This window comes from Acidobacteriota bacterium (assembly GCA_035529075.1).
Lineage (GTDB): Bacteria > Zixibacteria > MSB-5A5 > GN15 > FEB-12 > DATKXK01.
The window spans coordinates 353296-377721 of the sequence record DATKXK010000014.1 but is presented as its reverse complement, the minus strand read 5'-3'; the positions used below and the strand labels follow the sequence as shown (position 1 = coordinate 377721).

The window sequence follows — 24426 nt, the reverse complement described above, 5'->3', positions numbered from 1 at the left end:
ACCCACACGCAGTTCTGTCAATAGGCTTTTCTACAATTTCCGGCGGAAAAGTTCCAGGTACGCCTGCGCCGACCTCTCAAATCCACTTTTTCCTGCGGAAGAACAGGATCATCCCGACCATGATCAGGAGGATAGCGACCAGGGAGATAAAGTACCCGTGCTCTATTGCCAGCTCGGGCATGTTGCGGAAGTTCATTCCCCAGAGACCAACCAGAAACGTGGGCGGAATAAAGACCGCCGTCAGGATCGTCAGGACCTTGATGATCTCATTGGTCTTGGTGGATATCGTCGAGTAGTAGATTTCCAGGGAGGAGTTGAGGATTTCACGGTGGGTGTCGGCCATATCGTTGGTACGGGCGAGGTGATCATGGATGTCCGAGAAATAGACCCTCAGGCCCTCGGAGATACGCGGGTGGTTCAGCCGGGACATCAGCTTGACCACTTCTTTCTGTGGCATGACGATGCGCTTGAGCTGCACGATATCGCGACGAAGCGTGAAGATCGACTTGAGTGTCTCTTCATCGTGCTCGCCCAGCACGTCGTCCTCCACCTGGTCGACCTCGTACTCGAAGATGTCAAGCGTGGCGTTGTAGTTGTCCACCACGGTATCGATAATGGCATGAAACAGGTAATCCGCGCCTCGGCTGATCAATCGTTCGTCCCGCTCGGCTCGGTTGTGCAGGTAGTCGAATATCCGGTGATCGTCGTAGCGCACCGTCACGAGGGTATTGGCGCCCAGGAAGAAGTCAAGCTCGCTGATTTTAAGCCCCTCTTCCCGGCCGACGAAATCCACGATGGGGAAAACGAGAAAGAGATATCGCTCGTAGTCGTCGAGTTTGGTGCGCGATCGCTCGGAAATCACGTCCTCGATGGCCAGCGGGTGGAACTTGAAGTCGTGCGTAAGAACGTAGGATTCCTGATCGGTCGGCTTTTTCATGTCCACCCACAGCACCGACTGCTCGGTCGCGCTCAGCTTGTCGAAATCGGCGATGCCCTCCAGCGCCCGCACACCCTCGCCGGGAAGGTAGTAGAACGACCTGATCACACCACTTCCTCCTCGATGAACGTGCCCTCCTCGGAGATGCGACGGAGAATGACCTCGTGTTCGTGCTCCCTCCGAAGCTGGCGCAGCGAGAGCTTCTCGACGTGGAGAAAGATAAAGCCGAGAACGAACATCGGCAGGATGTCCACGATGTGCAGGGCCAGGGCAAAGAGCACGGCATCGGAGCGTCCGACCGCCAGCGCCGACATGGTGGTGCTGACGGCGACCTCGAACGTTCCGGCGTTGCCCGGGGTGATGGGGATCATGAGGACCAGTGTGTTGATAATCATGACCGCGGCCGCTCCCGAGAACCGTATCTGCAGGCCGAAGGCCTCGAAGAGCAGGTAGATGGCCAGGAGATGTGCGACCCAGGCGGCTACGGAATAGACCAGACTACCGGCCAGGTGCTGGGAAGATCGAAGCAGCTCGATGCCCTTGATGAATGAACGGATAAACTTCTTGACCGTGATATGGGCACCCGGCCAGCGCTCGCGCAGCCGCCTGCGACCATAGTCCTCCAGACCCTTCTGGAAGTGCAGAATGACGTAAAGTCCCAGGATCACGACCGCCGTCAACACGATGACGATGTAGCCGATAAAGCGGTATTGGTCGGGGAACGGGAATACCAGGGAAGTGAAAAAGACGAAAATTATCAGGCTGAGGGAGTCAAAGAGTATCTCCAGGACCATGGTGGAGAACACGAACGTTTTGCGCAGTCCCTCCTTCCGGGCAAACAGGATCAGGCGGCCCACCTGTCCGGTCAGGACCGGCATCACAGAGTTGAGCACCTGCCCGGCGGCATACAGGGTCACGGCCCGCAGGTTCGTAATGGAGTTTTGCTGTCCGACCAGCAGTTTCCACCGCAAACCTCGCAGGACGAGGAAGAAGAAAGACATGACCAGTCCCGCTGCCAGAAAGCCAGGGTTGACTTGGGACAGCAGCGTGCGCAACTCCGAGCCGCGAATGTCTTTGACGCAAAAGGTCAGCAGCCCGAGCCCGATCAGGCCACCCCAGAACTGCTTTTTCTTCCAGAATCCCACCATACGTTGTCGCATCTTTCATCGCGTTGCCAACCAAGATAGACCATCTACAAGAGGGTGTCAATCAAATAAAGGATGGCGGCGTGGTCTAAGTCGTTACAGGACAGCGAGTAGTTCTTTCTGAATCCACCCGCGGCGTTTGTTCTCAAACAAAACGTTGAAGTAGTCGCTGGATTCAGACAGAATCTCAACGACCAGTCCCGGAGCGGCTTCAAGCTCGATATCGGACTGGTCCGACGGTCCCGTTCGGACTGAGCAGTCCTCGGCGATCACGACCGCCCTGTGGGTCAGGTAGTCGTTGCGATACTTGAAAGTGGTCAGGGAAGAGAAGACAACCAGGAGGCAAAACAGCGCGATCACGGCGGAGCGTAAAGCCCGGCTGTACACGCCGAGGCCGTAACGCACGGTCAGCAGTGAAAGGACCAGGATGAACACCAGTGAAGATGCCCAGGCCAGGCTGTTGAGTCGATACGGTTCGAGGATCGACTCGAGCAGGCTCTGAACCGGGTTCAGTCTGACTCCCTCCATCTGAACGCGCGTGAAGCTCCTGGCGAATTGCAGGTTGGCGGCGATGTCATCGTCCCCGGGCGAAAGCCGCTTTGCCCTCAGGTAGTAAAGGACAGCGTGCCCCAGATCTCCGTTCCTGAAGTAGGCGTTCCCGAGATTGAAATACAACGCCGGTGACTCCAGACCCTGCTGCACGATGCTCGTGTAAAGGGTTATCGCGCGTTCGTACTCCCTGGTCTCAAAGAGCTGGTTGGCTTCGCGGAAATCTTCGTCCGGCGAAGCGGCGGTCGAGGCGACCTGACCCAGAACCAGGGCCAGGGTCGTTATAAGGTACGCGGCCGCTTTATTCAAAGCTCACCCCTTCAATCCGTACAATTACGTCCTCCGCCCGTCGCAGGGCGTGATCGATCTTTTCCTGCGAGGTGGCCGCCGGGGCAAACCGGGCAAAATCGCATTCCTCAAGGAAGCGAACGATGTCCTGAACGAGCTGTTGATCCGCCGACTGTTCTTCCAGAAGTTCGGACAGGCGCTGAGCGGTCAGACCGTATGGGGAGAGATTCAGCTTGTCAGCCACGTACGACATGAGGGCCAGCGACAGTTCGGCATAGAACTCACCGGCCGTATCCACGGCAGCCATCGTTTTGGCTTTGGCCAGCCGTTTGCGGGCCAGCCGCGAAGCCGCCCGTGAGCGGGCATAACCGACGTCGGCGGCCAGTCGTTTACGCCGGCGTCGCAGCAACACCGTGCCGGCCAGGATCATCACCGGCAGAGCATTAACGACCATGTACAGTGGAGTGAAGGCGATTAAACGACCGGCGGGAGTCAGCTTGCCGATATCACTCTTGATGTATCGGATGTCGCTCGCCCGCGAGCCGACGGTCATGTCCGGCGAGACGTAGGGAACGTCGGCACCCTGGACGTACCCCTCCGGCTTGAGCACCCGGAGCGTGATGGGTCTCGTCCTGACTGTCTGGTACCGCTCCCGTTGCGGGTCGAAGTAATTGAAGCTCACCGCCGGAATTGTAAGCGTCCCGGGCTTGTTGGGGATAAAAACTTCTTCGAAGACCTTGGTGCCGCCCATGCGGTCATTCTGTTTGGACACGTTTTCGCGGGTCGACGCCCGATAGACGCGGAAATCCTCGAGGTCAGGCAGCAACGGTTCGGCCACCGACTTAATGTTGCCCACGCCGTTTATCGAAAAGACAACCGTGACCGGCTGGTTGACCTCCACCTCCGTTCTGTTAACCGACGCCGAGATAGTGAACTGGCCGATCGTGCCCGTAAAGTCCTTCGGCCGACTCTTGGTCGGCAGCGGGCGAACATCGACCTGGATCGGCAGCGACCGCATGGTGATCTCTTCACCCCGGCCGAACATTCCGAATACACTGAAAGGGTCACGCTGGCGCGACTGAGCGGCCACGGTGGCACCGATCATAGCCCGGCCGATCGTCAGCTTCCCGGTCTGGGTCGGGAAGAGCGCGTATTTCCGTTCGATCACCTTGTACGTGCGCCCGCTGATCTTCTGGTAGTACGGTGCTTCGTTGCCGAGTACTTCGGTCCAGAAGCCGGTCGTCGTCGGCTCAGTCAGTTCCGGTGACCCGTACGTCTGGACTGCAAAGTAAATCTTGAGGGTCAATGTCACCTGCTCGTTGACGAACGGCCGCTCGTTGTCCGCTATGGCTTCCATAAAGTAATCACGCCGCTGTCCCGTGGCGTCCACGGCGCGGTCTTCAAGTTCCGGCGCGGTACCCGTTCCTGTCTTCAGGACGGTAATCTCCAAGGTGCCCCCCTCGTAGCGCTTGTTGTTCTGAACCACCGCGATCCCGCTGATAGGGAACGTCCCGGCCTCCAGCGGAAGGAGCATGTAGCGGTAGGTAACCGAGGCGCTCACCTTGCCGTTGACGATACTGATGTTGCTGGAACGGCCCTGCGAGTATACCTCGAACATGGGCAGAGTTGGCAGCTTGGGGTTCGGGAGGTTCTGGCTCTCACCGATCACCTCCACCTGGATGATGGCCTGCTCATCCAGACCGATCGTGTCCCTGTCGATTGAGACCACGACCTGAATTTCATCCTGTCCGCAGACAGGTGACGGCGTTGCCGCCAGGCACAGGAAAAGCGCGACGGTTACGCACAATCCGCTGACGACACGATTCATTGCTTACCAGTCCTTGCCGGCGTACTCGCCGGCTGCGCGGTGCCGACGAATCTGTTTTTGAATCTCCTGCTCATCGTCACGCAGCGCATTGAGAATACGTTCAGCATCCTCGCGTGACATCTCCTGCTGATCCTGTTGCTGCTCCTGCTGTTGTTGCTGTTGTTCCTGCTGTTGCTGTTCGTTCTGCTGATCCTGCTGCTGTTCGTCCTGCTGTTGTTCGTCCTGCTGTTGCTGCTCCTGCTGTTGCTGCTGCTGTTGCTGCTGTTGTTCCTGCTCCTGCGGTTTCATCTGCTCTTTGAGCATCTTGCGGGCAAGTTCGAGATTGAACTTGGCATCGACGTCGTCGGGGCGAATTTCAAGCGCTTTCTGGTAACTCTGGATGGCATTCTGGTAATCCTGCGTGCGGAAGTACGTATTGCCGAGGTTATATTGTCCGGCCGCTTCGACGTTCAGGTCGGTGCTGTTCAGGGCGCGCGAAAATTTCTCGACGGCCTCCTCGTACTTCCCCTGCTGATACAGCGCGCCGCCGAGGTTGTAGTCAAGCTCCGCCGACTCCGGGATCTCGGTCTCCGCTATACGGTACTGCTCCAGCGCCTTCCCGTAGTCCTTCTGGCGGTACGCCTCATTGCCAAGCGTGACGGCATCAATGTAGTCCCCGGCATGAGTGGCCGGGGGCACGCAGAGCACCAGCACGATGGTTACAGCGCTATACAGACGATACATGTTGTGAACTCCTCGGCGGCCTTTTCCTCTCGGGCAGGAAAAACTCTCCCGCCAGCAACAGCATGGCGATCAGAAGTGGCCACTGGTAGCGATCATCATAGCGCGTTACCAGCGTGCCTTCAAGCTCCTTTTTCTCCAGCTTGGAAATCTCGGTAAATATCCTGTCCAGTTCCATTTCTCCGGCAGTGGCATGGTAGTACTTGCCGCCGGTGGCCAGCGACACCTGTTGCAGCGTGGCCTCGTCCAGCCGCGAGACGATCACTTCGCCGGATTCATCCTTCTTGAACCCTACCTGATTACCTTTACGATCAAGAATCGGAATCGGTTCCCCTACCGGGCTGCCGATCCCGACGGTGTAGATCTTGACCCCGTCCTTGCGCGCTTCTTTGGCTGCTTCCTCTACCCTGCCCTGGTGGTCCTCGCCGTCGGTCAACAGCATCAGCACTTTGTGTTTCTTTTCCTTCTGGCTGAACGACTCAGAAGAGACCCGGATGGCGTCAGAGAGCGAGGTCCCCTGGACCGACACCGAATTGTTGTCCATGGCTTCAAGCAGCATCCGGGCCACCGAATAATCGAGCGTCAGCGGGCACTGGACAAAGGCCTCACCGGCGAAGGCCACGAGGCCGATCCGGTCCCCCTGCAGGCGGTCAATGACGCTGCGGATTTCCTGCCTGGCCTTCTCCAGCCGGCTGGGTTTCATATCGCGGACAAGCATCGAGTTGGATACGTCAAGGGCCACGATAATGTCCAGGCCCTCGCGCTGCAGCAACTCCAGGTGAGTGCCGAACTGCAACCGGGCCAGGGCCATGACGACGAAGGCAAGGGACAGGACCAGCAACACGGCCTTGGTGCGTTGCCTGGCAAAGGAAATATACGGGGCATTCTTGACCAGCAGGGGCAAATCGCCGAACAGCGCCAGGAGGTGTTTCTTGCGCGCCACCGCCCAGAAGAGAAACACACCCACGGCCGCAATGCCGATCAGGATCAGTAAGCTCATCGGTTCCGCGAATCGCATCTTGTCAGCCTGCTTGCCTTTCTATCACGGGAGCTTCCGGAAATACGTGTTGGCCAGCACCAGTTCCAGAATGAGCAGCGCCAGACCGGCGTAGGCAAAGTAGTGAAACAGTTCCCGGTACTGAACGTGGGCCGCGACCTTTATCTCCGTCTTCTCCATGTTGTCGATTATCGAGTAAATCTCTTCCAGTTCCTCTCCCGACCGGGCACGGAAGTACTTGCCGTCGGTTCTCGCCGCAATCTCCTTGAGCGATTCCTCATTGATGTTGGTCGGCTGGTAGACGTAGCGTTTGCCGAAGATCGGATCATTGTAGGGGAACATGACGTTGCCCTGCTTACCGGCACCGATCGTGTATATCTTGATGTCAAACGCGGCGGCCAGGTTGGCTGCGGTCAGGGGGTCAATCTCACCGGCGTTGTTGTCGCCGTCGGTCAGCAGGATCATAACTTTGGACTTGGCGTCAGATTCGCGCAGCCGGTTGACACCGTTGGCTACAGCCATGCCGATGGCCGTGCCGTCGTCGATCAAACCGAAATCCACCTGGTCGATAAACCCGAGCAGCACGCCGTAGTCAACGGTGAGGGGACACTGGGTGAAGGAGTGGCGCGCGAACACGACCAGGCCGATGCGGTCGTTGACCCGCTTGTTGATGAACTTCTTGATCTCTTCCTTGGACACATACAGGCGGTTGTGCGGTTTGAAATCCTCGGCCTGCATCGAGGAGGACACGTCCAGGGCAATCATGATGTCCACGCCTTCGGACGTGACCTCGCGGACCTCGGTGCCGGACCGCGGCCTTGCGAAAGCCACAACGAACAAGGCGACAGCGGCCAGACGAAGAACCACTACCGCCACGCGGTACTTCTTACGCCCGGAGCGGGCCGCCCGGCTGACGATCCTGACGTCCGAGTACTTCACCGTCGCCGACCGGACGCGCTTTCGACGGAAATAGTAGAAAGCCATGCCCATCATCAGCAGGGCACCGAGCAGGAAAATCACCGTGGGCGGCACCGTGGTGTCGAAGACGTCGAAAAGGTTCACGCCCAGGCCGTAGAACTCGAGCGTACTCATCAGGATTCCCCACCCGTCACGGCGACGCGGCCGGTCGAGGAGCCGCCGAGGGCCATCTCCTCCGGCTGTCGCCGTTCGTAATCTTCGCGCACTTCATCGATCATATCATGCACAAACTGGAAGTCGGATTCGGCGCGGAGCTTCTCGGGAACGAATTTCGCGAATTTGACCAGGTCGGCATGTCCGAGAAAATTAATCATGCCGTTCCGGAGTCCGTCCGGAGTGGCAACGTCCCGGAAATACTCGAGGAACTCCTCGGTGGTCATCTCCAGCACATACGTCCGGTACATCCGACCAAGGTACTCCCGGGCAATCTCGGTCAACTCGTAGTAGTAGCTCTTGAACGCACTCGATCCGGGAAGGTTTCTCTCCTGCAGCAGGGCCATCTTCTCCAGGGCGATTTCCCAGGGAGGGCGAAGATCGACCGGCGCCCGTCGCTCCTTGCGCTTGCGAGCGACCAGCCAGAGCACACCGCCGGCCACGAGCACGAGCAGAGCGAGGCCGAGCACCACGTATAGCCGGTTGAGCCCGCGCTGAAACTCGTACTGGGCCTTCAACGGTCGAATATCGAGCGAATCAACGGCCTCGGCGAGCAGCGACTTTACCGTGATCGGTACCGGCTCGGCCAAAATCACTTTTCTGCTGCTGTCCGGCAGCGTGAACAAGAGCGGCATCGGCGGAATGACGTAGTCGCCGGTCGTGAACGTCGTCAGACGGAAGACCGTCACGCTCCGGTTTCGCCCGTCGGAAAGTTTTGTCGTGACATCCGGCTCGTAATCCTTAACGTCGAAGGCGCCCAGGTTGGCCCCCAGCGGCGGCGGGATCAGCTCGTACGTGGAGTCGTACGTGATCGAAATCGTATAGGTAATGAGGTCACCGATGTAGATCTCCGCGACGTCCACCGAGGTTGCGACCTCGATGCCCGGCATGGAGCCTACCGTGTCGGCCGGTTCTTCCCCCTGCACGACGCCGACCAGGCAAACGACGAGGCCGACAAGGGCGGCCGTCATCCGACGGTGCGACTTCCTGATATCGATCACACTCACCTTACGCCTCACCAGTTGTAGTCGAGGAACTCAACCCGTTCCCCTTCGGCCAGACGGTTTATGTACTCGCTGTAGGCGGTCTCCGCCTTTTCCTGCTGATAGTCCAGGAACACCTGCGCCCGGACGGAATCGTAGGGTTTGTCGTCGTACCGGTCGCCCTGATGGGCCAGGTAGTAGTTACGAACGTCGAGCGTGTCGATGCTGATCTGCGGGATCACCTTATCGACGAGGTACTTGTCGACCACGAGCTTCCTGACCACCTGTTCCTGCTGCCGGACGATTTCGGGATGGCTCAGGTAATTCTCACGGGCGGCGGCCCGGTACAGCAGTTCGACACCCACGTACTGGCGAACAAACTCCACTTTTGCTTCAGGCGTCAGTATCCGTTCCTGCAGTTCCGGGGGCAGGGTCTGTATGGCCCGTTCAACCTCCGAGCGCCACACCGGCTCTTCGCCGATGCGGGCCACCGGCACGTCGTCCGGCGACCTGGGCTGACCGTCAACGTCGGCGGCCGCGGCCAGTTCCCGCCTGGCGTCGACCACGTTACCCATCTTCTGCAGCGACGCGACCAGGTTCTGCGACGCCTCGGCCATGAACGAACCCTCGGGATCCAGGGCGCGCGCCCGCATATAGTAGGAGGCAGCCTTTGGGTAGTCCTTGAGGTCTTCGAAATAGATGCGAGCGATCAGGTAGTTTATATTCGCCATCTGCCGTGGGGGGACTCCCTTGAATTGCAGGATGGCGCGATATTCCTCGATGGCTGCTTCGAACAGCTTGTTGTCGCGCAGTTCCCCGGCCAACTGCTTGCGCAGCGTCATCTCAGCCTCATCCGGTGCGCTTTCGGATTGACAGGCCACCAGCAACGCGGCCACGACCAACGGAAAAGCCAAAACCGCCAGGCGCGCCGCGAAGGTGTGTCGCACCACCGTAGCCATTACCGTCTTTTCTCCCTCATCCTGAAAAAATTGATCAGCGGGTTAATGTACGGTTGATCGGTCCGAATGCTGATGAAATCCAGGTTGATTAGCCGGAGTTCTCTGGACAGGTTACGATCATCCTCCCCGGCGCGGGCGGCAAATTCCCGCCGGAACCGCCGCGAGGCCGTGTCAACCAGCACCACCTCGCCCGTCTCAATATCCTCCAGTTCGATCAGGCCGACATTATCAAAGGCCGACTCACGCGGGTCGGAAATCCTGATAGCAATGATGTCATGCTTCTTGTTGGCGATCTGCAGCGGACGCCGGTACCCCTCAGAAAGAAAATCCGACACCAGGAAGACAACCGAGCGGCGCCTGATAACCCGACTGAAGTACTCGATGGCGCCAACAACGTCCGTGCCAACGCCTTCCGGCTGGAAATAGAGGACTTCTCGAATGAGGCGCAGCACGTGGCCACGGCCCTTTTTCGGCGGGACGAACTTCTCGATCCGGTCGGTGAAAATAATCAGCCCCACCTTGTCGTTGTTCTTGATGGCCGAAAACGCAAGCAGCGCGCACAGTTCGGCGGCCACCTCGCTCTTAAACCGGGTGCGGGTCCCGAACCGGCCGGAGGACGAGGCGTCCACCAGCAGGACCACCGAGAGCTCCCGCTCCTCGCGGTATTTCTTGATGTACGGGTAGCCGGTGCGGGCCGTGACGTTCCAATCGATGAGCCGGATATCATCGCCCGGTTCGTACTGCCGTACTTCCTCGAACTCCATCCCCTGTCCTTTGAAGGTGGAATGGTACTCGCCCGAGAACAAGTCGTTGACCAGGCGGCGGGTGCGGATCTCTATCCGTCTGACCTTCTTGAGAATCTCTTTGGGGATCATTCTCTATCTTCTTTACGGGACCTCGACCGTGTCAAAGACGCGCTTTACGATATCGTCACTGGTCACTTCTTCCGCTTCAGCCTCGTACGTGAGCAGGATACGGTGGCGGAGCACGTCGGCCCCGATGGCCTTGATATCCTCGGGCGTGATATAACCGCGCCCCTTCATAAAGGCGTGCGCCTTGGCCGCCAGGTTCAGATAGATGCTGGCACGCGGCGAGGCGCCGAAGGCGATGAGGTCACTCGTGTCGGCCAGACCGTACTTCTCCGGTTCCCGGGTGGCAAAGACGAGATTGACGATATAGTCCTTGACCTTTTCGTCGACGTAGATCGACCGGACCACCTCGCGGGCCTTCATAATATCCTCCGGCTTGACAACCTTATCCACGGCGACGGTCCCAAGGCCGGTGTTGCGATCCATGATCTCCCGCTCCTCGCCCGGGTTTGGGTAGGTGATCTTGAGCTTAAGCATGAATCGATCCACCTGGGCCTCCGGCAGCGGGTAGGTGCCCTCCTGCTCGATGGGGTTCTGAGTGGCCATGACCAGGAACGGCTGATCAAGCTTGAATGTAGTCTCCCCGATAGTGACCTGGCGTTCCTGCATCGCCTCCAGCAGGGCCGACTGCACCTTGGCAGGGGCACGGTTTATTTCGTCAGCCAGGATAATGTTGGCAAAGATCGGCCCTTTCTTTACAAAAAACTCCGCCTTCTGCGGGTTGTATATCATGGTGCCGATCAGGTCCGCGGGCAGAAGATCAGGTGTGAACTGCAGCCGCTGGAATTTGGCCTGAATGGCATCCGACAGCGTCTTTACCGAAAGCGTCTTGGCCAGCCCGGGAACACCTTCAATAAGTATGTGACCATCAGCCAGAATGCCAATCAGCAGGCGTTCCACGAGATACCGTTGTCCGACAATCACCGCGCCGATCTGCGCGGTCAGCCGTTCAACGAAGAAAGACTCTTTCTCGACTTTCGCCTGGATTTCCTGGATATCAATGCTCATCGGTCCTCCGAAATTCTACAAGGATTACATTTTTTCAAAGAATTCGCGCAGTTCGGCCTCGAGCCGCACAGTCTCACCCGGCGCACCGGTAACCGGACTGTATTTCTCTTTTTCCGCCCGGGTCAACCAGCCCACGATTTTCTCGCGGTGAGCCTGTGACACGTTGGTATCCTCAAGTGCTGCCGCCACTTCGTCAGCCGTCCTGTTGGCCAGGTCCAGTTGGTATTCGCCGGCCAGGTAGTCCGTCAGGTGTTTATACACGCCGGTCTGCAGCTTTTTCAGGTCATTTCCACATTCGGCCCTGAGCCGGGAGAGATTCTCGAGGAACACCTCACGGGCCGACTTCACGATCACGGGCGGTTTACGTCGCCGAACCACCACCGCCACCACGAGCGCCGCAACAATCATAACGCCGAGACCGCCGAGCACACGGGGAAGCGTAAAGAAATCTCCCGATTCCGAGCGGGCCGTCGGCCTGCGTTCGGCGATAGTTACAACCATGGCTTCGGTAACCAGTTCCCCGGGAATGCTGTCAGGCCATGAGACGTAGCTGACGGTCAGCGGCTGAATCGACGCCATACCGGATGAGCGCGGCGCGAGCGTAAAACGAAGCGTCTTGGCCGTGATCTCATTCTCGCCTGAGCCGGTCGAGGACACGGACGACGAGAATTCCGTAACTTTGAACCCGTCAAACACCGGATTCAGGGGCTGGTCGAACAGGTACGCCGATTGTGGTCCGGGCCATGAAAGCCGGATCTCGAGATGCACCACGTCCTCAAAGGCTGTTTCGGTCTTATCTATGGACTGTGAGATGCTGATACCGGCCGACATGGCGGCCGGGACCGGCAGAACGAGCAGGAGCGCGCACAACAATCTGTAGAGCATACCGGTTTCCAGAGATCCGTGAGTTACGCAATGCCAGTGAACCAACGGCCCGACCAAGTAAGGACCCCGTAAGCCGCTGTCAAGTTTTTAGTTACGTCGACCATTTACTACCCGCTTAACGAAAGATTATACCGTCCGCGGCGGTTTTGGTTTCAGCCGATCCTATGCGGCAGCAAGGGCGACCAGCCCGAGAACCATGCCCACCTTCAGAGCCGCCGACCCGACCCGCAGCATCGAGGGCCGGGGACTGCCCCAGACGAAAATCAGCAGGGCCAGAAGCGGAAGCCCTGTGACATACACCGCGATTATCTCATAGGTCCTGCCGAACCATCGCATCCACACCGGTATGAGGGTAAGGACGAGCAGGACCGCAAATACGAGCAGTGCGATCATGAGCGAGGGCGAGGTGCCGATTCGAATCGGCAGGCTCGTGTACCCGGCGCGGCGGTCTCCTTCGATATCCTGAACGTCCTTGAGAATCTCGCGGACGAGATGGAAACAAAGAGCGTATACGGCGGGAATGAGCGGTCCCGGGAGCGCCATCGTCAGAACCGCATCAGCCGCCCAGCCTCCGGTCATGAAGGTCAGCCCGGCAAGGAGGGCGACAACCAGATTGCCCACCAGCATGATTTTCTTCAGCCGGAGATTGTACACGACCAGCAGCCCGATGCCGCCGGCGACGGCAAACGTCACGACCCAGTTGACCGCAATAGCGCATATCAGGGCCAGCACGTTCAGTACCACCGACATCCAGAGCGCAAACGACACGGAGAGACGCCCGCGAACGAGAACACGGTCAGGATGATTGACGCGGTCGACGTCGACGTCGACTATGTCGTTCACGACGTTGCCTCCGGCGCAGACGAAGAAGGCGGCCAGGGCGGCTACGAACGGGCCGTAATAGGCGGGCGTCAGCCAGGCCATGCGGGCACCGATGGCCACGCCGACCATAGCGAGAAGACAGTTGGCCAGGCGCATGAGCCTGAAAACGTCGAGGAGTTTCTGCACGCGAAACGATACGCCGCTGCGGTAGGGCAGTCAACAATAATGCCGGTCTCCTGCCCGCGTTCGATGATAACAATGCAGTGGTTTGGCGAAGGCCGCCGGATGCGACCGAACCTGACGGCGTGCCTTTACAGGTCGGTGGCCAGTTCAATCGAAAGGCGCGGCTGATCGAACGACAGCTCCCGGTTCCAGCCGATCGATACCTTGAGCGAACGCCGGCTGTCCAAGACGGCAAACCCCAGGCCGTAACCGAACCGGTAGAACTCATCGGTCTCGACGCCGTCACCGGCAGGCACGGGGCGGTTGATATACGCGGCGTCACAGAAGGCAAAGACAAAAGCCTGAGCGAACCTCAGGCGCGGTTCGAGGGTACCGAAGGCGGTTCGCTGAGCGACAAACTGCTCGTTACGGAATCCGCGGATCGTTCCCGGCCCGCCGACAAAGGTCAGTTCCGATTCAGGCACCAGCGGCTCAGCGGTCTCCAGGCCGCTGTAGTTCAGAGCGCAATGCACCACCAGCGGTGACGCCAGCGGGAAGTACAGGGCCAGTGCCAAGTCGTTGCGCGTCTCGTTGTAGGCCCTTCGCCGTCCGCCCGCGTCGGTGCCGGTGGCCGAGTACTGGCGATAGGCGTACGTAATTCGCCAGGCGAGAGCCAGACCGCCGGACGGGTTGTAGCGGTTGTCCAGATTCGTCGCTCCCAGCGAATAGTCGACCGCGACGCGAGAATATCCGGGGCCGGCGTCAGCAGGCTCCACGCGTTTCCACCCCAGGCCAAGGCCACTCGTGTACGAGCGCAGGATACGGGTTGTATACTCCGTACTCAGGCTGAACTCGTAGAACTGATCACGGTAGTCGCGGGTGGCGACGTTCAGGGTGGCCTGGCCGACGCCCAGCAGAAACAGCGGCTGGCGGTAGCCGACATCCAGAATCGTCCTGCCCCTCTGGCGTCGATCCGAGCGAATCGCAATCTCCCGGCCGTCGCCGAAGAGATTACGCAGGGAAAGGTTCAGATGCCATAAAAGCCCTGCGGCATCGTCGGGCACGTAGCCGCCGCCCCCTTCGAAGCCGACCTGCTTCCTTTCCTGAAACGTGAAATCAAGATCCGCCTCAGTATACCCGGGCAGAGGCCGGATGCCCACCGGTCGCTCAAACCTGACAAACCCGATCTCTTCAGCCGCCTGCTCGCATTGCTCGATGAGCGCTGCTCGCAAGGTGTCACCCCGTCCTACCGGCAGGTACCTTGACACCAGGTCCGCCCGGGTGCGTGTAAGACCGGTGTAAGTATTGTCGGCAATCGTCACGACCGGCCCCGGTTCGAGTTGCAGATCAACCGTGACCTGCCGGCTGTGTCGTGACACTGCGCTGACCCGCGCCGTGGCGTAGAAGTAGCCCATATCTCGATAGCGGTCCAGCAGCCTGTCTACGGCCTCACCGAGATGATCTCGGGTAAAAGGTCCCTCCGGCGAGAACTCGTACGTGCTGTCCGCCGTCACTACAAACCGTTCAAGCCGATATCGGCTTTCGGCCGCAACGACGAGGGTATCGGCGGCAAGAACGGCCCGTGCCTCGAGGTAGCCGGCGTCGCGAAGGTGTGCCGCGGCCGAATCGGCCAGATCCTGCGGGCGGACCCCGGCCTGCTGAAGTTGCTTCAGGTATCGTTCAAGCCTTACGTCCTTTGCAGGGGGGGTGCCTTCATACGTCATCTCGACCCCCACGCAGACGGTGGTTGTGATCAGCAGGACAACCGGTATAAGCAATGATACTCGCATAAGCATCTCAGAAGCTTGCCACCACCTCGCTGCGGGCCACCACACGCGCAGTCCGGTCGTCGGCGTGCCGGCCGTTGACGGAGAGATTCACCCGCACGCCGGACTTGACACCGTAGCGCAAGGACAGCGACCAGAGCGCACCGCGCTCGCCGGGGCGGTTGTCTGTAAGCCGGAAGGACGGCGGCCCGGCCAGGTTGTCAAGGTTCTGCCGGTACAGTTCCGTGGACAGGCGAAGTTCTCCACGGCTGAGCAGGACCGCCCGAAAACCAGCCGTGAGGGCATACTGCACCGAGGTTTCGTCCAGGCTCGTTTCGGCCCGTCGAAAGGTGCCGCCGCCGCTGACTTCGCCCCTGCCGACGGCCTGGCGCACTGACAGCCCCAGCTTGTAGCCGTTGATTTCGCCCGCACCCGTGAAGTAGGCGTCCCGCTCGTTCTCGAAGAACTCAGCACTTTCCTCGACGAAGGTGTTGACAAGGGACTGTTTCAGGGACACGGCCCCCCGCGTATCGCGTCGGCGGCGCGTTGTCCCCGCTATGTCACGTTTCTCCAGGTCCTGTGCGAACTGGAGGTTAAGCGCATAGAAGGCCCGTACCGGGAAAAGGCGCACGTCCGCATTGTAACGCCGGTTATAATAAAGGTACGGCTGGCTCTCGTCGCTGTAGAAGGGAAGCACCCACCACAGGTTTCTTTGGCCGCCCTCGAGCAATTCCTCTTCGATATTCGAGGTGAAACGCACCAGGATCAGCCGCCAGTCTTTGTCGATGTGGAAGCTCTTGTCGCCGCGTCGGACCCGCGCGTCATCGGACAGAATCTCCTCGACCTGGATATACTTGCCGTCCGGATCGGGGACGAACTGGCCATCTTCCCGCGAGAAATTCCCCTGTCCCGGCTCAACCTCAAGATAGGTGATACCGCGTGCGTTCCTCCGTTCATCGGATACCTGGTATCCTGCACCCAGTATGAGCCTGCGGCGTACGTTGTTGTACCGCAGGTTCAGCCTGCTCAGGAAATTCTCACCTCTGAGGTCGGGCTGCCTGAGCCACTGGTATGAGACCGCCGCGTCGTAGCTGAGCACGCCCATCTGACGATTCGACGTGGCACTGACGCGATTGCGGACCAGCGATTGTGACCAGCCGGTGCTCAGAGAATCCTCGGCGAAGTACTCGTACTGCACGTCGTCCTGCTCACGATACAGCCCCAGACGGACACGGTTGAAACGCGTACCGCGCGGCTCGGTGGAGTATTCGTTTCGTCGCACGTCCCTCTCGTATGCGGCGGAGACGGCGCTTCCCTCGGACGGCTCCACGGTCACACCGCCGTCGAACCGGGTCAGGGTCCCGTCGCCCGAAAGGCTTGCGCCGGCCAGCCGAGCCACGGCCCGCCGCCAGGCTCCGTGCAGGCGCAACCTGTCGAGAGGAATCAGTTCGGCGCCCAGGCCGCCGGATCGGGAATCGAATTCCCCCTCGTAATCGAGGTCGGCGTAAGAGGCACCGATGGAGAGGACACGCCACGGGCTGACCGAGGCGCTGACATCGTGCAGGGCTTCATCAGAGGCGGCAACAAACGCCTCCGGGAGGAGGAAATCGCGGCGGAAGTCGGCCCGGTTGATGCGCTCGCGGGCGTTGTATTCAGCCTGGCGAATGCGGCGGTGCGCCTTCACAAAGCTTGTGCGGCCGTTGGCCTGCCACTCTTTATAAGACTGCAAATCGTAGTAGATGCCGTCGTTGTCATTATCATCACGCGACGACCAGAGATTGCGGTCGAACCGCGAGGCGCGCAGGTCGAGCCGCAGCTCCCCCAGCCCCCGGGGGCGTAAGCCTATGACCGTGCTGTAACGGGACGTCCGTCGTGCCGCCGGCACTACGACGATCGGCAGGTAGTCACCCTGCCCGGGACCGACGTACTCATAATTGTCGGAGCCGAGGAACCTGTAGTCACCCTTGCCCCTGCCGACAAAGCTGAAAGTGACACTGAAGTCACCCTCGCCCTCACCTACGTGCTGATACACCGAATCCGGCAGACTGTCATTTACCAGTGCGTACGACCCCGTGCTGTCCGGTATCACACCGGAGCGCGCCGCAACCGAATCTCCGGCCGCCTCAAGAAGCGCGAGGTCAGTGTCCGAAAGGTCGCCGGAGAGCAGTTGATCCTTGTCGTCGCCCTCCCGAAGCACCTCGGCCGAGAAGAAAAGGGTTGAATCCTCGGACTGTCCACCGGTTCCGAAAGCCAGCAATTCCCCTTTGTACTCGGTCATCCGGGGTTCATAGTCGACTTCTATTCGCGAGCGCCCGTCTATAGGCCGATTGGCGTTGAACGTGATCCTGCCGGTGGGGTAGTCAACCGTGTAATCCTTGCCGGCCCCACGTTCCAGCAGCCGCCCGTCCAGCCAGACCGATTCCGAACCGGGCACAATGGGGCGTGCCCGGCTCCCCTCGCCTATCTGGTAAGGTCCCTGAGAACCGTCCTGGCCCGTCAACTCGAAGCTCGTATACGTTCCCCGGGGCCGAGCGGCGGTTCCGTGCACGTGCCAGCGGGGATACGTCAGCTTGAACGAAGCTCCGGAGATCGCCTTGCCCCCAGGGCCGCGGCCGGGATCAGCCACGGCGATATCTCCAATCTGCGCCGTAAGCCGCCGGGAAGTCAGGGCGAGGTTGACCTTGTCCAGTTCACTCAGCCGGCTGTTGGCCGTGCCGTAGGCGGGATCGAAACCACGATCCGATATTGAGCCGGCCACCTGCACACCTTCGGCCAGTTCGCCGGCCAGGGTCAGGTCAAGGGACTGACCGAATTCAGAAGCGCCCGCCGAACGTGCCGACAGCCTGAAGGATTTGGCTCCTGAGAGCTTCACGCGGGAGCCGAAGGAACCGGCGGGCGGTTTTTCGGGGCGTGGCAATGACAGGGACGGCGCGCCCTGTGCCGCCGGAACCGCCCGGGGAAGCGGTCGGCCGTACGACCGGGCCAGCCAGGCGGGCACTCGCTCATAGATCACCTGCAAAGTGTCGTCACCGCCGGGCACCAGTCCGGACAGGTCGAAGTACCCTTCACCGACTACAAACCGGTAATCGATTCCGGGCCTGAGAAGCCTGCCGTTGAGCCGTAGGGTGTCCGAGCCGGAGAAGATATGCGGCGAGCCGGTGGTGACGCGCTCCGAGATCTCGCCGCCGATCAGGCGCAGATCCGTCCGCGCATGAGATCGAACGGGTAAAGCAATCAGGATTCCGGCTGAGAGAAGTATGGCTTTCGCGGACACCTGGCACATAGCGCTGGGACGTCAGGGTTCTTCATAGACGACCGTACAAACAAGCAACCGGTGGTTGCCGGTGTCAGCAATAACAAGGCGGCCATCGCGCAGCACGGCAACGTCCGATGGTTTCCGCAATGACAGACTGGTGCCGGGCAGAAGGGGCCCCGCCCTGAACAGCGGTTCGCCGCTGAGCGAGAAGCAGAACAGCACGCCGCTGCGGCCGTCCAGCACCCAGTAGTGCCGCTGGCGATCGGCTGCGAGGGCTATGGGGTAGTCGAAGGCGTCAGCGGCAAGCTGGTGGGAGTAATTGCCGTAATCATCGTAGAAGACCAGACGTCCGTTGCCGGCATCGCAGACCACAAACGGCCCCCCGGCATCGTGGTAGATCTTTTCGGGGCTGGATAGTTCCCCCCCGGCGTAACCGAACTCTCCGATGAAGCGGTCGAAGCGACCGAGGTTGTCAAACACGGCTACGCGGTTGTTTTCCCGGTCGGCCACCCAGACCTCACCATAGTCAGTCACCGCGACTCCGGAAATGAGCCCGAACTTCAATGGATCTTCGTCGTCTACAAGTTGGATTTCGTTGACGTAGTTGAGCTTGCCGTCGCATCGGGCCACGCGGCGATTGCCGCCGTCCGAGACCAGCAGGTTCAGGCTGTTGTCGACGACCATGAATCCCGGGCCGTCAAACAGCCCGGGGCGGCTGCCGTATCCGCCGAAGTCTCGATCCGGGTCCAGGTCACTGTTGAAATGTACGATCCGGTTGTTGCCGGCATCGGCCACGTACAACGTCCCGCTGTTGTCCACGGCCAGGCCGAACGGCTCGCTCAACCTTTGCTGAAGAATCCGGCCGGATATCTCTTGCGAGACCAGCAGGGCAAGCGGTCGTTTGACGACCGGCCGAGATTCGGGCACCGCTCTGCGTGCGCCGCCGCACCCTGCCAGGAACAGACATAATGCCGACAGGACAAGACTGAGGGCGTTGCGTTGCATGATCAGAAACCCGTAAGGATAGTCAGGGTGACCTGGTTCCTGGCCGCCAGGGGGTTCACCGCAATTCGCACTCTACGGTCGTCATGCCGCGAAAAGGACCCATCCAGACGCCGCTGCATCCGCCTGGCGTCGCGCACCGCGTCCACCACCGAAATCAGTCTGTCCACGATGGCGACCCCGATCATGAAATTAGCGCGCAGGTAGGCGTCACGGCTGCGATTCTTGAGGTGACGAAAGGCAAACCTATCCTCGAGGGTGTGCCATCGCCAGTGGTTTTCTGGAGTGTCCTCGAGGTAGGGACGGGTGGGGTCAAGTACGCGGGCCAGGGAGTTGTACTGATCGATATCGTCATAGAATCCGACCAGGTCGAGGAAATCATCCTCCCTGCCCTCCAGTTGTGCGTTGGCATGCACGGACGCATAACGAATGTAGTCGTCCCGCTTCCAGTTCCCATACGTTCTGAAGGAGATGTATCCGAGCCAGGTCAGCGCCTCGGCCGCGAAAAAGAACCGCGCCTTACCCCGATTGCCGAGGTAATACTCACCGGCGCCGGGCACCAGCGCTGACAGCAGGCCGGCCTTGAAAACCGATCTGCCGGCCGGCGACGCAGGTTCTCCGGACGGCTGTGTGCCGGCGGAGGCATCATTGACACGGTCGAATTCACCGGCAAGGGCGTACTCGCGGATGGAGGCGTCCAGCGCGTCCCGGACGGGCGTAGGTTTCAACTGGACGGTGCGGGCGGCCGCCGAGGTCGCGGCCCACAGGACCGCTATGGCTACCAGTCTCTTCATGCCCGCACGTTTACACATGCTCAAAACCTGTAGCTCACTTTCAGGAACGGCGTGTCATTGAAGGAGGTGTAGGAGCAAAGCTGTGCTTTCACGCCTATCCGTCCGAATTCGCTGTCCTGTTCCCTGATGCGGCTGTTGGCGCTCTTGGCCGCGAAGTACGCTTCGAAAGCGCTGATAAGCCGGTTGGCCATCGAGACCATGATCATTTTGTTGGCGCGATCAAGTGTCCGGTTGGCATCGTGCCGCATATCCTCGTACTTGTCGCGGAGGGGTGAGTCCGGTTTGACGACGTCGATAGGTTGCAGCGAATACGTAGTCGAGTTCACGGTGTCCCCGGGGTTGCCGTTGGCGTAGGCGTCTGCCCAGCCCCACCCGAACTGGTCATACTTGCCGATCATCTCATAATACTGCTGAGTCTTGGTATCGGGCAGGTTGTGAGTCATTCCGGGCTCCCCGGGATCCAGCTCATGGTCGTTGCTTACGCCATACACTGTCTCGAGAAAGTAAACGTAGCGACTTCCCCCCCAGTACGTGTCGGCGTAAGCCTCGAATAGATCCGTCTTGTCCCCGCCGTCGGCGAGCCATGTAAAGTGCAGCGTCCAGACTGCTATCTCGGCTCCGAAGAACAGCACCGACTTGACGCGGCTGCCCAGGTAGTACTGGCCGAGGCCCGGCACGGCCAAAGACAGCGCAAACGCCTTGGCCGGTGATCGCCGCTTGAGGCCACTGGCTGCACCGACCTTCACGGATTCGCCGCCTGCCTGGTCACCGACGTCGACGTCCTGAGCGGCAAGAGCGGAAGCAGAGTATGCGACCCTGATCTCCTGCAGACCGCGGTCGAAAACGGAGCTGCGCACAGTTGAGGCATCGGCCAGGCCGTACATCACCGCCAGCACCGTGCCCATGATCAGGATCGATATCCGTCCGCGTCGGTTCGTCACTCGAGGCCTCCTACCTTATGATGGCTATGTCCGTAAAGGCTGTGCGCCGTTGCCCGCCGAAATCCACTTCGATCACACAACGATACACGCCGCCCGTTACGCCGTCGCACTCCCAGATGACTTCGTTGTCAGTACCACCGGCCGTCGGACCGGTAAAACGAGCGATCCGCTCACCGGACAGGTCATAGATGTTCAGTGTCACGCGATCGGGCGTCTCACCAAGGAAATAACGAATCGTCGTGCGGCCGTCAAGCACGGGGTTGGGATAGTTGTAAAAACGCTCATCGGGAAAGCTCTTGGCAAACGTCTGTTCGGCCGGCAGGAGCGACTGGTCGAAGGTAAAGGCGCCGGAGGCCGTGCCGCCGGACATCGGCCAGAAATTCCTCACGGTGTCGGCATCGACTTCCCAGGCGTAGAACCAGCCGTCGCCGCCGAGGTAGCCAAGCCTTCCGCCGGTCGAATCATGAAACACGACCGCCGCCCCGTCGGAATACACCCGGGCCTGCTCGCCGGAATTGAGAGGGAAACCCGCCGCAAGCTGCTGGCCGTACGCATAGAAATTGCCGGCACTGGTCGAAAGGATCAACTCGGGCAGACCGCCCCGCTGTATGTCGGCCACAACGACGGTCGTGATGACCTCCGCATCCGTAAAACGGTCATCAATCTCAATAGGGAAATCCGTTTTCAGGTTCAATCCGCCGCCGAAGGCATAAACCGCGTTCGGCCCGGCGGTGATGACGTCCGGACGGCCGTCAAGGTCCACGTCGGCGATCGACGGCTTTACGGTGATCCGGTATCCGGTCTCCTTCTGCTTCAGAATCGAGAACGAGGGTGCCCGATTGGTCGTGTCCACCGTCAAGTAGACGGCGTCCCCGTCCTCCGAGAAGGCAACGATTTCCGGCCGGCCGTCGCGATTGACGTCAACCGTGACGGGTCCGTAGATGTAGCTGCCGGGCAACAGGTAACTGTACACCGAATCATCGAGGCAGTGAACAGTCGTCGCGGCGCCGACGCCGGTGACGGCCTCCCTCCCACCGAGCACAACCAACCGACCGCCGAGACGGCAGACGCCGTAGTATACGTCATCGGACAACTCAAAGGTGGGATTCGACGGTGCGAAAAACAGCGAATCCTGGCGATACACCTTGCCGCTGTCGGTCAGGACGTACAGGCGGTCACCAAAGGAAAGCTCCATCGGTCGTCCGACCGTGGTGATGGCGTCAACGCCGTCGGCCTGCCCGTCATCGTCGTCGTCCCGTGCTCCGTAAAGCACCACGTTGAAATTCAGTCCGAACGTATCAAGGGGATATCCGATAGCCACGTACTTGTCGCCCGCCGCAACGCCGAAATCACCCGTCACCGGACCGGCGGTGATGGGCTGGTCCGCTTCAACGTACAGCGGCACGGGGTAACCCTTGAGAGGTTGATACGACGTGCGACGATTGATGGACGTAATCATGGTATCGTAATAGGTGGGGCAAGCGGCGCAGGGATCGACCAGCTCAAGGAAGTCGTCCCCGGACGAGGTGAACGCCGAGAGCAGCTTCCCCGAGGCCACGAGTATCTCGTCAACGCCGTCGCCGTTAAGATCATCCGCAACCGGCGACAGCCCTTTTACGGGCACACCGGCGCGGATCGGAAAATTCTCGGCCAGCTTGTCGGTCCTGAGTCTGAACAGCATAATGCTGTCGACGTACGGGTCCTTGGGCTTACTGTCGTCATAGGCCCGCCTGATGTCCGTTACGTGCACGTGCGTGTTGTTTCCGGAATTGTCAATCGCGGGCGGGTTGGTGTTCGGCGTGAAGCTGTTCTGCCGGTCGTCGCGGAACATATCCTCGGCCCGGCCGAAACCGGCCCGGTAGTAGCCGCCGAAATTGACCAGGCCGTCAGCTTCCACGAGCGTGATAAATTTCCGGTCCGGGTCCAGTTGCAGGTCGTTATCAAAGAAATTCGGTTCTCCGTCACCGTCATAATCCAGCGATGCCACGGCCTCGTCGACGTGGAAAATGAGCAGGCCGGAGCCGGGCATGAGAAAATCGTATTCGCCGGTCAGTACGATGGAGTTGTCGGGCTCCCGCCTGGCCGGGCCGAGAATGACGTTGGTGAGGGTATCGAACTGGGATCCCGCCTGGAGACCGTCGATATCGATATTCCGATTCTCGATGAGATAGTATTCAGTTTCCGATATCGGCACGCGCGCGATCTTGATCCCATGTGAGAGTACCTCGGCCGCCACCACCTGGATGGAATCCGCCCGGCGGAAATCTACTACGGGCACCAGGCCTAAGTGGGCGCGCGACCAGGCCATCGGATACAGCGGCGTGGTGCCGAAGGCGTAGCCGGCCGGGAAGCCGAAATCAACCCCCGTGCCGAAGCCGTTGTTGTCCATCAGGGCGAAGTCCCCGAGCTGGCTGAAAAAGTTGCGCGTATTATACAGGTCAACGAGCCCCAGTTGGTGGCCGAACTCATGCGCCAGCACGGCGTTAAGCGCGGTCGCCCTGTTATCCTGGACCGCCGTCTCCGGCACCATGAGGGCCGTCCTGACGAAGTACGCACCGCCGTCGACGGCTACGGAATCACCGAAACGAATAAAGCCGGTGAAAAGATCGTTGCACGTGGGCGGAAAGCCGACATCGTTCTGGCGGTCGGACCCGGCGTGGAAAAGCAATATCGCGTCGTATGCGGAAAAATCGATGTCCGCATGGTTGGTGTCCAGAAGATGCACGGTGTCGGCAAGCCGGATACAGTCAAGGAAAAACTGTTCCAGGCCCTCGACCACGTCGTCGAAATCGCACCGCCCGTAGTGATTCATGGCGTACGGCAACTCGTAGGCCGAATCCCCGGCGAGCGGGAAGATATCCCAGTCCAGTGTGATCTTGTCTTCCGAAACCGTCTCCCAGTAGGTGCGCAGAGCGCGCATATGACGGTTGAAATACGCGGAGTCGTGCGGCGGCGGATCGATGAAATGCCCCACGCGCTGAAGGTACTCGATGGAATCCTCCGACGTGGCCGAATTAAACTCGTTCGGCAGCGGGTGAGGCGAGAAATCCATACGACCCCGGCCGGTCGTGTTGGGATTGTCCGGGTCCTCGTACTGGAAGTTGAACCGAAGGACCAGGCACCGGACGGTGGTCTCGAAGTCTGCGGCGAGCGCCTGCTTCGGAAGGGACCAGGGATGTTCCCGCTCCAGCGGAATGAAGGTGGCGGCGGGGATCTCCGGGGTCAGACAACGATGCTGCACGCGGTTATCGCCCGGATTATCGGCAACCTGCTGCTTGCTGCCGTACAGCAGTCCGTCACCGTCCGCTGCGCCAACGGCCAGGAACGGCAAAAGCGCGCAGACGACCTGCCGGATCATCCATGTTCCGAATCGTGACACCTTCA

The 24426-nt window shown here is 60.0% G+C and carries 19 protein-coding genes; all 19 read right to left on the bottom strand.

Annotated elements, in window-relative coordinates; translation table 11 throughout:
- Positions 1-76: 76 nt before the first annotated feature.
- The 19 genes from corA to VMY05_09065 all read right to left on the bottom strand — a co-directional run bounded on the left by corA (position 77) and on the right by VMY05_09065 (position 24421).
- On the bottom strand, positions 77-1045 hold the full coding sequence (gene corA, locus VMY05_09155; GenBank protein HUV31240.1) for a magnesium/cobalt transporter CorA: 969 nt from the start codon (positions 1043-1045) through the stop codon (positions 77-79).
- Complete coding sequence (locus VMY05_09150; protein HUV31239.1) at positions 1042-2085, bottom strand: lysylphosphatidylglycerol synthase transmembrane domain-containing protein; 1044 nt, start codon at positions 2083-2085, stop codon at positions 1042-1044. Before VMY05_09150 ends, corA begins: the two co-directional genes overlap by 4 nt.
- A 93-nt stretch (positions 2086-2178) precedes the next feature.
- A complete protein-coding gene (locus VMY05_09145; protein ID HUV31238.1) occupies positions 2179-2940 on the bottom strand; it encodes a tetratricopeptide repeat protein in 762 nt (253 codons plus the stop codon).
- A complete protein-coding gene (locus VMY05_09140; protein ID HUV31237.1) occupies positions 2933-4747 on the bottom strand; it encodes a BatD family protein in 1815 nt (604 codons plus the stop codon). Before VMY05_09140 ends, VMY05_09145 begins: the two co-directional genes overlap by 8 nt.
- A gap of 3 nt (positions 4748-4750) precedes the next feature.
- Positions 4751-5470 carry a tetratricopeptide repeat protein gene (locus VMY05_09135; protein HUV31236.1) on the bottom strand — a complete coding sequence of 240 codons (720 nt, stop codon included), beginning with the start codon at positions 5468-5470 and terminating at the stop codon, positions 4751-4753.
- Entirely contained in the window at positions 5454-6467 is a 1014-nt protein-coding gene (locus tag VMY05_09130; protein HUV31235.1) for a VWA domain-containing protein, read from the bottom strand. The genes VMY05_09135 and VMY05_09130 overlap by 17 nt, the downstream gene beginning before the upstream one ends.
- Positions 6468-6509: 42 nt before the next feature.
- Entirely contained in the window at positions 6510-7556 is a 1047-nt protein-coding gene (locus VMY05_09125; GenBank protein ID HUV31234.1) for a VWA domain-containing protein, read from the bottom strand.
- A complete protein-coding gene (locus tag VMY05_09120; protein HUV31233.1) occupies positions 7556-8602 on the bottom strand; it encodes a hypothetical protein in 1047 nt (348 codons plus the stop codon). The genes VMY05_09125 and VMY05_09120 overlap by 1 nt, the downstream gene beginning before the upstream one ends.
- An 8-nt stretch (positions 8603-8610) precedes the next feature.
- A complete protein-coding gene (locus VMY05_09115; GenBank protein ID HUV31232.1) occupies positions 8611-9537 on the bottom strand; it encodes a hypothetical protein in 927 nt (308 codons plus the stop codon).
- Positions 9537-10412, bottom strand: a complete 876-nt coding sequence (locus VMY05_09110; protein ID HUV31231.1) for a DUF58 domain-containing protein — start codon at positions 10410-10412, stop codon at positions 9537-9539. Before VMY05_09110 ends, VMY05_09115 begins: the two co-directional genes overlap by 1 nt.
- 12 nt (positions 10413-10424) lie before the next feature.
- The gene (locus tag VMY05_09105) at positions 10425-11414 is read right to left on the bottom strand and encodes a MoxR family ATPase (GenBank protein HUV31230.1); all 990 of its coding nucleotides are present in this window, start codon (positions 11412-11414) and stop codon (positions 10425-10427) included.
- 24 nt (positions 11415-11438) lie between these two features.
- On the bottom strand, positions 11439-12299 hold the full coding sequence (locus VMY05_09100; GenBank protein HUV31229.1) for a BatD family protein: 861 nt from the start codon (positions 12297-12299) through the stop codon (positions 11439-11441).
- A gap of 162 nt (positions 12300-12461) precedes the next feature.
- Entirely contained in the window at positions 12462-13307 is an 846-nt protein-coding gene (locus tag VMY05_09095) for a UbiA family prenyltransferase (GenBank protein ID HUV31228.1), read from the bottom strand.
- A 125-nt stretch (positions 13308-13432) separates the two neighbouring features.
- Positions 13433-15073, bottom strand: coding sequence for a BamA/TamA family outer membrane protein (locus VMY05_09090; GenBank protein ID HUV31227.1), 1641 nt, complete (start codon positions 15071-15073; stop codon positions 13433-13435).
- 7 nt (positions 15074-15080) lie between these two features.
- Positions 15081-18332 carry a hypothetical protein gene (locus VMY05_09085; GenBank protein HUV31226.1) on the bottom strand — a complete coding sequence of 1084 codons (3252 nt, stop codon included), beginning with the start codon at positions 18330-18332 and terminating at the stop codon, positions 15081-15083.
- Between the two features lie 12 nt (positions 18333-18344).
- Positions 18345-19310, bottom strand: coding sequence for an NHL repeat-containing protein (locus VMY05_09080; protein HUV31225.1), 966 nt, complete (start codon positions 19308-19310; stop codon positions 18345-18347).
- Between the two features lie 2 nt (positions 19311-19312).
- Complete coding sequence (locus tag VMY05_09075) at positions 19313-20101, bottom strand: hypothetical protein (GenBank protein ID HUV31224.1); 789 nt, start codon at positions 20099-20101, stop codon at positions 19313-19315.
- Between the two features lie 20 nt (positions 20102-20121).
- On the bottom strand, positions 20122-21042 hold the full coding sequence (locus tag VMY05_09070) for a hypothetical protein (GenBank protein HUV31223.1): 921 nt from the start codon (positions 21040-21042) through the stop codon (positions 20122-20124).
- 10 nt (positions 21043-21052) lie between these two features.
- Entirely contained in the window at positions 21053-24421 is a 3369-nt protein-coding gene (locus tag VMY05_09065; GenBank protein ID HUV31222.1) for a hypothetical protein, read from the bottom strand.
- Positions 24422-24426 lie beyond the last annotated feature (5 nt).

Bases quoted from the DNA above. Each gene is read 5' to 3' on its own strand.
- VMY05_09135 (HUV31236.1), bottom strand. From the start codon at position 5,470: ATGTATCGTCTGTATAGCGCTGTAACCATCGTGCTGGTGCTCTGCGTG.
- VMY05_09110 (HUV31231.1), bottom strand. From the start codon at position 10,412: ATGATCCCCAAAGAGATTCTCAAGAAGGTCAGACGGATAGAGATCCGC.
- VMY05_09115 (HUV31232.1), bottom strand. From the start codon at position 9,537: ATGGCTACGGTGGTGCGACACACCTTCGCGGCGCGCCTGGCGGTTTTG.
- VMY05_09105 (HUV31230.1), bottom strand. From the start codon at position 11,414: ATGAGCATTGATATCCAGGAAATCCAGGCGAAAGTCGAGAAAGAGTCT.
- VMY05_09125 (HUV31234.1), bottom strand. From the start codon at position 7,556: ATGAGTACGCTCGAGTTCTACGGCCTGGGCGTGAACCTTTTCGACGTC.
- VMY05_09150 (HUV31239.1), bottom strand. From the start codon at position 2,085: ATGGTGGGATTCTGGAAGAAAAAGCAGTTCTGGGGTGGCCTGATCGGG.
- VMY05_09130 (HUV31235.1), bottom strand. From the start codon at position 6,467: ATGAGCTTACTGATCCTGATCGGCATTGCGGCCGTGGGTGTGTTTCTC.
- VMY05_09080 (HUV31225.1), bottom strand. From the start codon at position 19,310: ATGCAACGCAACGCCCTCAGTCTTGTCCTGTCGGCATTATGTCTGTTC.
- VMY05_09140 (HUV31237.1), bottom strand. From the start codon at position 4,747: ATGAATCGTGTCGTCAGCGGATTGTGCGTAACCGTCGCGCTTTTCCTG.
- VMY05_09075 (HUV31224.1), bottom strand. From the start codon at position 20,101: ATGAAGAGACTGGTAGCCATAGCGGTCCTGTGGGCCGCGACCTCGGCG.
- VMY05_09085 (HUV31226.1), bottom strand. From the start codon at position 18,332: ATGTGCCAGGTGTCCGCGAAAGCCATACTTCTCTCAGCCGGAATCCTG.
- VMY05_09100 (HUV31229.1), bottom strand. From the start codon at position 12,299: ATGCTCTACAGATTGTTGTGCGCGCTCCTGCTCGTTCTGCCGGTCCCG.
- VMY05_09090 (HUV31227.1), bottom strand. From the start codon at position 15,073: ATGCGAGTATCATTGCTTATACCGGTTGTCCTGCTGATCACAACCACC.